This window comes from Paenibacillus sp. FSL R5-0486, from assembly GCF_037975155.1.
Lineage (GTDB): Bacteria > Bacillota > Bacilli > Paenibacillales > Paenibacillaceae > Paenibacillus > Paenibacillus amylolyticus.
In genome coordinates this window covers 4812238-4822032 of sequence record NZ_CP150237.1, presented here as the reverse complement: position 1 = coordinate 4822032, position 9795 = coordinate 4812238, and the positions used below count along the sequence as shown (strand labels likewise).

Below are 9795 nucleotides of genomic sequence, written 5' to 3'. Positions count from 1 at the left end.
ATTGCAAAAGACGAAAAGGGGAATGTAAAATGGATACGTTCGAAATGTTGGAGTCCAACGTGAGGTCTTATTGCAGAAGTTTTCCGGTTATTTTCGATAGAGCTAAGGGTGAGCAATTATACTCGGTTACGGGAGAAGCCTACATCGATTTTTTCGCAGGAGCCGGAGCGCTGAATTATGGGCATAATAATGAGTATATGAAGGCCGGAATCATTGAGTATGTAGCTCAGGACCGAATCATGCACGGACTCGACATGTATACGAAAGCGAAAGAGGATTTTATTCTTTCATTTTCGGAGCATATCCTTCAACCTCAATCTTTGGATTATAAGCTGCAATTTTGCGGCCCGACAGGCACGAATGCTGTGGAGGCTGCTTTGAAGTTGGCCCGTAAGGTCAAGGGTAGAAATGGTATATTTGCTTTCATGGGGGGCTTTCATGGGATGTCCCTCGGAAGTTTGTCTGTCACGAGCAGCAATGCGATGCGGGAAAGTGCGGGAATTCCGCTGAATAATGTGACTTTTATTCCTTACGGACAGTCTTTTGAAGGGTTGGATACGATCCGTTACATGGAGCATATTCTGTCAGATACGCATTCCGGTATTGGCAAGCCTGCAGCGGTTATTCTGGAAACCGTTCAGGCGGAGGGCGGAATCAACGTTGCTGAAAATGAATGGTTGCAAAGCCTGCGACAGCTATGTGATGATCACGATATTTTGATGATTGTCGATGATATTCAGGTCGGATGCGGAAGAACGGGTGCGTTCTTCTCATTCGAGCGGGCGGGAATCGTGCCGGATATCGTTATTTTATCCAAATCGATTAGTGGGTATGGATTGCCGATGTCGTTGTTGCTGATGAAACCGGAGCTGGATATATGGAGTCCGGGTGAGCACAATGGAACGTTTAGGGGGAATCAATTAGCCTTTGTCACGGCTAAGGCCGCGCTTGAATTCAGGACTGCGGAAAGGCTTGGGGAACAGGTACGCAAAAAAGAAGAATTTCTTAAGCAATATTTAAAATATGAAATTGAACCGCTATATCCTGGACTACATATTCGAGGCATTGGCATGATTTGGGGGATTGATGTCTCTTGTCTGGGCGAAGAAGTGGCACGGGAAATCACAGCGAATTGCTTTAAAAATGGGCTTATTCTCGAAAGAGCTGGTCGTAACGACACAGTGATTAAAATCATGCCTCCTTTGACGATAAATATAGAGAATTTGATGATTGGCTGTAATAAAATTAAAGAGAGTATCAGTAATGCTTGTCATGCGTATAGTTTCTAATCTTTCGTATATATCGTTGTTATGTTGGTAGGCGTATCTATTTTAGGTCGCCCCAGTCATAAAATCAATTGGAAGTGAACTATGACCCAGCATTTTAATTATCGCATACCTATGCAAATACTGGCTCAAACCCGAAATCTGGCCAATTTCCACAGGAGGTCTTTCAGGGGTCGTGGCAACAAGGATCGAACGAGAACGCCAATGATCTGCTGCGGGTGTTTTTTCCGAAAGGTCATGACTTTGCCTCCATCAATAACGAACGCTGTATTTTATTTTTCTTGTTTTCAAGTATTCCTCTCCGCAGTTTCCTGTAAGACATATTGGGGGAATAATTTGATAAAGACAACAGAATTAGAAATTGTTCTGTTGTCTTTTTTTTGTCTAAAATTAGACTGAACTAAATACGTCTTTTTCACAGCAACTGTTGAGAGAGTGTATGTTAAAGATCTATTAGCATATTCTTAACCGAAATGGTTTAACAATACAAAGTACTATTTCTTTAACTGGCTTTTATGAAGAGACGGAACAATGGTGTATACTATCCATAGGCATATATTACCTTTACCGTGCTGAACGATATAGGTTCAACTACACATTTACACGATAACGGAGAGGACAGAAATAACCTGAAGAAGCATAGCCGAAAGTTAAAGCTGCTTCGGAAGCATACGCTTCGCGTTTAGCACCGGATTTTCCCTTTCAAAAGGGAATCAAAAAAATCTGGGGATAACAGCGATCGAAAGGTTGTTCTGTCATCGGAGTGCCAGTGTAAATAATCATATGTGAACTTATAGAAAGCTCACAAACAAATAAAAACAAACATATGGACGGAGGAACTCAATTCATGTTGAAACAGCTTAAACCATACAAGGTGTTACAGGAGCGCAGAATCGAAGAACTGAAATCCGATGCATACCTGCTGGAACACCAGAAATCCGGGGCCCAAATTGTACTTTTGTCCAATGAGGATGATAACAAAGTGTTCAGTATCGGCTTCCGCACACCTCCGGAAGATGATACAGGGGTAGCCCATATCCTAGAACACTCCGTGCTCTGTGGGTCCAAGAAATTTCCGGCCAAGGATTCTTTTGTTGAGTTGCTGAAAGGTTCATTGAATACATTTCTTAACGCCATGACGTATCCCGATAAGACGATCTATCCGATCGCGAGCCGTAATGATCACGACTTTCACAATCTGATGGATATTTATCTGGATGCGGTATTAAATACGAATATTTATGAGAATGAAAAAATATTTTTGCAGGAAGGCTGGAATTATAATCTGGCCTCTGCCGACGATGAGTTAACCTATAACGGAGTGGTATATAACGAGATGAAGGGGGCCTTTTCTTCACCGGAACGAATGGTGCGCAGAGAAGTGCTGAACTCCCTTTTCCCGGACACAACGTACTCCTGTGAATCGGGCGGTTTCCCGGAAGCTATCCTGGATTTAACGTATCAGGGGCTGCTGGATTTCCACACGAGATACTACCATCCTTCCAACAGTTACATCTATCTCTACGGGGATATGGATATGGAAGAGAAGTTGCAATGGCTAGATGAGAACTACCTGAGTGCATATGATCGAATCGATATTGATTCAGCCATTCAACTTCAACATGCCTTTGCAGAACGGGTAGACACGGTTAAGACTTACTCTGCGGGAAGTACGGAATCGGAAGTGGATAATAGCTTCTTGACCTATAATGCAGTGATCGGCACAAGTCTAGACAAGGAACTGAACATTTCGTTTCAAATTCTTTTATACGCCCTGCTGAACGCTCCGGGAGCGGTATTGAAACAGGCTTTGCTGGACAAAGGAATTGCGAAGGATGTCTACGGTTCGTATGATGACAGCCTGTATCAACCTGTATTCACTGTGGGACTGAAGAAGAGCAATCTGGCGAGCAAAGAGGATTTCCTGGGAACGGTCAAAGAAGTGCTTGAGCGTGTGGTAAAAGAAGGCTTTGATCCTAAGGCACTGCTTGCAGGCATTAACTCATCTGAGTTCAATCATAGAGAAGCGGACTATGGCAGAATGCCGAAGGGGCTGATCTACGGATTCTCTTCCCTGCAAAGCTGGTTGTACGATGAAGAAGCGCCTTTCACTCATTTGGAAGCCAATGACGTATTTGCCGAACTGCGGACAAAAATGAACGAAGGTTACTTCGAGCAACTGATTGAGAAATATATTTTGCAGAACACACATACTTCCTTTGTAGCCCTGACACCGGACAAAGGGTTGAATTCACGCAAAGAAGAAGCGTTGAAAGAACGTCTGAAAACTATTCAGGCCGGTCTTAGTGAGGAAGAAGTTCAGACGTTGATTCAGAAAACGGAGGCACTCGCCGAGTATCAGAATACACCTTCAACCAAAGAGCAGCAGCAGGTCATTCCGACGTTATCGATTGAAGATATTGAACCAAAGGCCTCTACGTTGCATCAAACGGTGAACCAGGTCGACGGCACAACCATTCTCCATCATAACCTCTACACCAACGGAATTGGCTATCTGAGACTGCTGTTTGATATTAAAGAAGTGCCACGTCATCTCCTGCCGTATGCAGGATTGCTGAAAAATGTACTGGGTTACGTGGATACTCAACACTACTCGTTCAATGAACTATCCAATGAAATCCATATCCATTCGGGTGGTATTCATAGCGGGATAGGATCTTATGCTAACGCGCATAAGCACAATGAATTCAAGGCTACCTATGAGTTCAAAGCAAAAGTGTTGTATGACAAGCTTGGATTTGCCTTTGATATGATCAAAGAAATCGTGTTCACTTCCCAATTCGATAATTCGAAGCGGTTATATGAGATCATCTCTCAGATGAAAGGTAACCTGCAACGTAATCTGATCAATAGCGGACACTCTGCGGGAATTGGCCGGTCTTCGTCCAAACATTCAGCGGTTGCGGATTTCAGAGAAGCTGTGAGTGGCATTGCCTCTTACCAGTGGCTTGAGGATCTTCAAGCGAACTTTGAGGCGAGAAAAGAAGAGTTATCTTCCAGCCTGCAAGAGTTGACGGGGTATATTTTCAGACCGGAGAACTTGCTTGTTAGTTATACTGCCGATGAGCAGGGATATGAAGGACTGGAGCAACAGGTATCCGATCTGAAAGCGAAGCTGTTCACACATGAGGTTGCCAAGGAAGAATTTACATTCACACCGGCTACTCATAAGGAAGGATTCCGATCTCCTTCAGAGGTGCAGTACGTGGTGCAAACGGGCAATTATATCGACAAAGGATATCAATACACCGGTTCGTTACGAGTCTTGCAAGGAATCCTGTCTCTGGATTACTTGTGGACCAATATCCGAGCCAAAGGTGGAGCTTATGGCTGTATGTCAGGCTTCAGACGGAACGGAGACAGCTACGTTGCATCGTATCGTGATCCGAACCTGGATAAAACGTACAAAGTATATGAAGAGATACCGCAATATTTGACCGATTTCCGGGCAGACGAGCGGGAAATGACGCGTTATATCATTGGTGCGATCCAGGATCTTGATACGCCGAGAACACCTTATGGTGAAGGGGCATTCTCCCTGGAGTGTTATCTGTCGAATGTGACTGAAGCGGATCTGCAACAAGAACGTGACGAAGTGTTAAGCACGAAGGAAAGCGACATTATCGGTTTTGCTGAGCTCTTATCGGCCATACTTGAACAGCAACAGCGCTGCGTAATCGGTAATGAGAACAAAATTGAGGAACAGAAACAAATGTTTGACGAGACGCTGGATTTAATTAAAAACTAAGCATTAGTCGCTTATTTCCGGGTCGAATAGGCAGCAAAGCGAAAGGCACTTTTATGAGCTGGTTTCAACAGCTTATAGAAGTGCCTTTTCTAATGGGGAAGGACTGTCTCCATCCCATATGAGAATGTGTGACACACTGCGTTGTTCAGGTGACAGCGAGCATGTTGTATATTTTCAGGGTCCGCAGATCTTCCTTTGAGATTTTTAATTCATTATATAACTCCTGATTCTCGGGCAGCGGGGTTCTGGAGAATAACATTTTGAGCGCGATAGGCATGAAAGGTCTGAACGAGACTCCAGCCATCAGTCCCCATTTTTTCTCCGATTCCTGAAAAGACGCCAAAATATTAATATATAGGTTCTCCAGCGGCGTGGCCTGATTTTTCAAAATCAGCGTGGTGAGTGTATCATAATGCTCGGTGTGGCCCCAATACATATTCTCGCACTCTTGGTAGTTCTCAAAATCCTTCACATTCATATACATCACGGTGCGATAACGGTTGGCATCCGATTGAGCCATCATGTCAATGACACAACGAATGAGACTGTTGTTACGCCCATCATAGAAGTAAGAATAGAAACGTGTGGAGTTCTTGAAAAAGCTGGACGGGACCGCATTCATCAGGGGAGATGCATGCCTTGGTTCTTGGTACAAGAGTTGCTCCACCTGAATGTTGAGCGCGTTAGCAATATGATGTAACGTGACCAGATCAAGTGTAATATCTCCGCTCTCATATTTGGACAGCGTACCCTTGCTTTTGAAGATCTGATCCGCAAGCTGTTGAATGGTCAGTCCCCGCCACTTCCGAAAGTTTCGTATTTTCTTGCCAACTTCCTGATTGATATTGTTCATAAACGGTTCTCCTTATGCAATGTTTCTTGAGAGTACGTGAAAATGATGAAAGTCATTCATAAAAATGATGTTATATGAGAAATATATCACTTTTTCATTGAAATACCTATTTTGGAGAAACAATTAACTTCATTTGTTTCGTCAGGATAGATTGTATTACATTTGATGCAATTCCTGCGTCATGAAATAATAGGTGTAATAAGACATGAAACGACAATGAAAAAGTAAAGCAGATAGAGGAGCAGAAGCTATGAAATATAACTTTGATGAGATTATCGACCGCACAGGAACAAATGCGATGAATACGGATGGTTTCCGTCAATATATTTTTAACGCCACAGAGGACATGACTTTTCCATTCAAAGATGAAGAATTCATTCGCATGTGGATTGCAGATATGGAATTTGCCACACCTCCCGAGATTCTGGATGCAGTTAAGGAACGTCTGGACCGTAGAATCATGGGTTACTCTCAGGTGTTTGATCCGGCGTATTACGAAGCTGTCTCGAACTGGATGAAAAGATACTATGACTGGTCCTTCCCGCAGGAGCATTTGGAGACCTCAAACGGGATCATTCCCGCTTTGTATGAACTGGTGGAATATATCTGTCAGTCGGATGAGAAAGTACTGATCGTGACCCCGTCTTATGGTTTCTTCAAGTCAGCTGCGGAGCATAATGATCTTGAACTGGTATGTTCGGATATGATCAACGATCAGGGACGTTACTCGGTTGATTTTGAGGATTTTGAAGCCAAGGCGAAGGATGAGAAGGTAAGGGTATGTATTTTCTGCAACCCCCATAATCCGTCTGGACGTGTCTGGACAACCGAAGAGTTACAACGTGTGGGTGAGATCTGCCTGCGGAACAACGTATGGGTCATTTCAGATGAAATTCACTGTGATCTGCTGCGGACGGGTAAGAGACATACGCCACTCGCAAAGCTGTTCCCGGATACGGATCGAATCATTACATGTATGTCCCCGAGCAAAACATTCAACATGGCTGGTCTGATGTTCTCTAATGTCATCATTCCGAACAAAGCACTTCGAGACATCTGGCAGGCACGCCATTATGGTTTCAAAAACCCACTGAGCATTGCTGCCACTCAAGCGGCTTACGAAATGGGTGATGAATGGCTGAAACAATTAAAAGGGTATCTAGATGCCAATTTCGCCTGCGTAGAACAGTATGTGAAGCAGCATCTGCCACTGGCCGTCTTTCACATCCCAGATGCCACGTATCTGGCCTGGATTGATATCTCGGCATATGCTCCCGAGCATGTAAGTCTACCTTTATTCTTCGCGGAGCAAGCGGGTGTGTTGCTGGAAGATGGTCATATGTTTGTAGCAAATGGTGAGGGTTGCATTCGGTTGAATCTGGCTTGTCCCCGTTCTGTCCTTCAGGAAGGGTTACGGAGAATCAGCAGTGTGCTTGTGAAAGAAGTAGAAGAGGTGCCCGTTCAAGTATAAAGTCATCAAGTCATCACGCAATAGCGAGGTGACTTTTTTGTATGAGTATACTGATTGTAGCAAGAATACGATTTATTTCGAGGTGAACGTACACCTTGATGTGCAATTCTGGTCTGCTGTCCCCGGTTATGTTAAAATGGTGGATAGTCTATGAGTTGCATGACATGCGGCTCTCAGAAGGTAGAGCCCAGTAGTTGGGCTGAACGAAACTGCATTCATCAGGGGAAAGGAGCCTATACATATGTTTGGAAACGATTGGGACAAGGTGCTTCAGGAAGAGACGGAAGCCGACTATTTTAACAAGATTCGTTACACTCTCGCCGCTGAGTACAAAACACAGACGGTCTTTCCGCCCAAAGAAGACCTGTTCTCCGCATTGAAGCTGACGCCTTACCATCAGGTTAAGGCTGTTATTATTGGTCAGGACCCTTATCACGGAGCGGGACAAGCTCATGGATTAAGTTTTTCGGTTAGACCGGGGGTACGTGTACCGCCTTCTCTGAAAAATATATATAAGGAACTTCAGGCGGATCTGGACCTGCCCATTCCGAATCATGGATCTCTCGTTCATTGGGCACAGCAGGGAGTCCTGCTATTAAATGCTGTTCTAACGGTCCGTGAAGGTCAGCCGAACTCCCATCAGGCACTGGGCTGGCAGACGTTTACGGATGCTGTCATTCGTGCGTTGAATGAACGTTCAGAGCCGATGGTATATATGCTGTGGGGCAGTCATGCCCAGAAGAAAGGTGCATTTATTAACAGGGACAAGCACCTGGTACTGGAGTCTACACATCCCAGTCCGCTGGCTGCGCATCGCGGATTCCTCGGCAGTCGTCCCTTTTCCAAAGCCAATGATTTCTTGACCTCCAAAGGTATTGAACCGATCGATTGGAAGATACCTGAAAACTAGACAGATGGAGGTGAGAACATTGCGACATTGGATAGGACGAAAAGTAGCGGTATATCGTGCAACAGGCATACGGGAGCCATTAAAGGGAACGCTGGTCGAGTGGGATGAAGAAGCGGAATGTGTACGGATCGGACCGAAACGGATTAAGGTATCGTTTGACAATATCGCAATGATCAGACCTCTTCCCGAAGAGAGTCTTCCCTTAAAGAAAGCACGTTCTGAAGTGCACAAGGTTGGATATGTGATGAAAAAGGCGATTCAGTTCGAAAATGCGATCTATTTCAAGTCACAGGTGATGATCTGGCGCCGGGCCAAAATTGTAGCGTTATCCACGACGATTCTGCGTCATGACGAGGATCAGGTTGAACTTGCAGATGGTCGGGTTCTTCGTAAAGACAAGCATATGTTTGTCGTACGTTCACGCCGTGGGATACGTTAGTTATACGAAGATTTAATATTCATTTCATGCAAAGATCATACGGATTTAATATTTGGTCTGTATATTAGGTAATAACAACCCCTTCTAAATTGATGTGTATTGAAATGGGAGCCCGACCGGCTGCAAACGGTCGGGTTTTTTTTGTCCATTGGTTCTGTTAACCTGTTGTACATACCCATTACATTCATGTTGTATACTATTAAAATAGAAAATTGAACTAAACATTTACACGAGAACGTAGAGGGCAGAAATAACCTGAAGAAGCGGAGCGTTCGCCTTTATCAACAGATTTTCACCTTTGTAAAATTGAATTAAAAAATCTGGGGATAACAGCGATCGGAAGGTTGTTCTGTCATCGAAGTGGCAAGTGTAAATATTCTTTAGTTCAATCTAAAAAGATCATGAGAAGGAGTGAAACCCAATGAAACGTATAGCTGTTTTTGCAGGCTCCAATCCGGGAAATCACCCCGATTATACAGAGAAGGCTGTTCAACTGGGCAAACAGATTGCTGATAGTGGTTATGCACTGGTCTATGGTGGTTCTTGCATGGGCTTGATGGGTGCAGTAGCCGATGCTGCTCTTGAGCAAGGGGGAGAGGTAATCGGGGTTATGCCTACTGGATTGTTCCGGGGCGAGGTTGTTCATGGAGGGCTCACACAACTGATTGAAGTGGGAACCATGCATGAACGGAAGGCTACGATGGCTGAATTATCCGATGGATTCATTGCACTTCCCGGAGGTATGGGTACATTTGAAGAACTATTCGAGGTGCTGTGCTGGGCACAGATCGGTATTCATCGTAAGCCTGTCGGTTTATTGAATGTCAACGGGTATTATGGACCGCTGATGAAGATGGTAGAACACAGCGTACAGGAAGGATTTTCCAATACCTCCCATCTCAGTCTATGGAGTCTGGAAGCTGATCCGGCTGAACTGATCAAACAAATGTCATCCTATATTCCTGCAGAGCTGACTCAGAAGTGGTCACAACTCAACGGGAAATGAGTGCATAAGAAGACGGGCCTGAACCTACTCGTTCCTCGGGAGAATTTTCGATCTGCCCAAG

7 protein-coding genes are annotated in these 9795 nt (G+C 44.5%); 6 read left to right on the top strand and 1 reads right to left on the bottom strand.

What is annotated here, in order from left to right:
• Positions 1 to 29: 29 nt before the first annotated feature.
• Entirely contained in the window at positions 30 to 1289 is a 1260-nt protein-coding gene (ectB, locus tag MKY01_RS21490) for a diaminobutyrate--2-oxoglutarate transaminase (protein ID WP_127550793.1), read from the top strand.
• Positions 1290 to 2133: 844 nt separating this feature from the next.
• Positions 2134 to 5055, top strand: a complete 2922-nt coding sequence (locus MKY01_RS21485; RefSeq protein WP_339283448.1) for an insulinase family protein — start codon at positions 2134 to 2136, stop codon at positions 5053 to 5055.
• A 145-nt stretch (positions 5056 to 5200) separates the two neighbouring features.
• Here MKY01_RS21485 and MKY01_RS21480 read toward each other — a convergent pair whose 3' ends face one another.
• Positions 5201 to 5908, bottom strand: coding sequence for a helix-turn-helix transcriptional regulator (locus tag MKY01_RS21480; protein WP_017687366.1), 708 nt, complete (start codon positions 5906 to 5908; stop codon positions 5201 to 5203).
• Between the two features lie 250 nt (positions 5909 to 6158).
• On the opposite strand from MKY01_RS21480, the gene MKY01_RS21475 reads away from it, so the two are divergent.
• The 4 genes from MKY01_RS21475 to MKY01_RS21460 all read left to right on the top strand — a co-directional run bounded on the left by MKY01_RS21475 (position 6159) and on the right by MKY01_RS21460 (position 9734).
• The gene (locus MKY01_RS21475) at positions 6159 to 7379 is read left to right on the top strand and encodes a MalY/PatB family protein (protein WP_282320784.1); all 1221 of its coding nucleotides are present in this window, start codon (positions 6159 to 6161) and stop codon (positions 7377 to 7379) included.
• 241 nt (positions 7380 to 7620) lie between these two features.
• Entirely contained in the window at positions 7621 to 8289 is a 669-nt protein-coding gene (gene ung, locus MKY01_RS21470; protein WP_282320785.1) for a uracil-DNA glycosylase, read from the top strand.
• Between the two features lie 19 nt (positions 8290 to 8308).
• Positions 8309 to 8728, top strand: a complete 420-nt coding sequence (locus MKY01_RS21465) for a hypothetical protein (RefSeq protein ID WP_017687369.1) — start codon at positions 8309 to 8311, stop codon at positions 8726 to 8728.
• A 421-nt stretch (positions 8729 to 9149) separates the two neighbouring features.
• Positions 9150 to 9734 carry a TIGR00730 family Rossman fold protein gene (locus MKY01_RS21460; protein ID WP_017687370.1) on the top strand — a complete coding sequence of 195 codons (585 nt, stop codon included), beginning with the start codon at positions 9150 to 9152 and terminating at the stop codon, positions 9732 to 9734.
• The last annotated feature ends 61 nt before the right edge of the window (positions 9735 to 9795 follow it).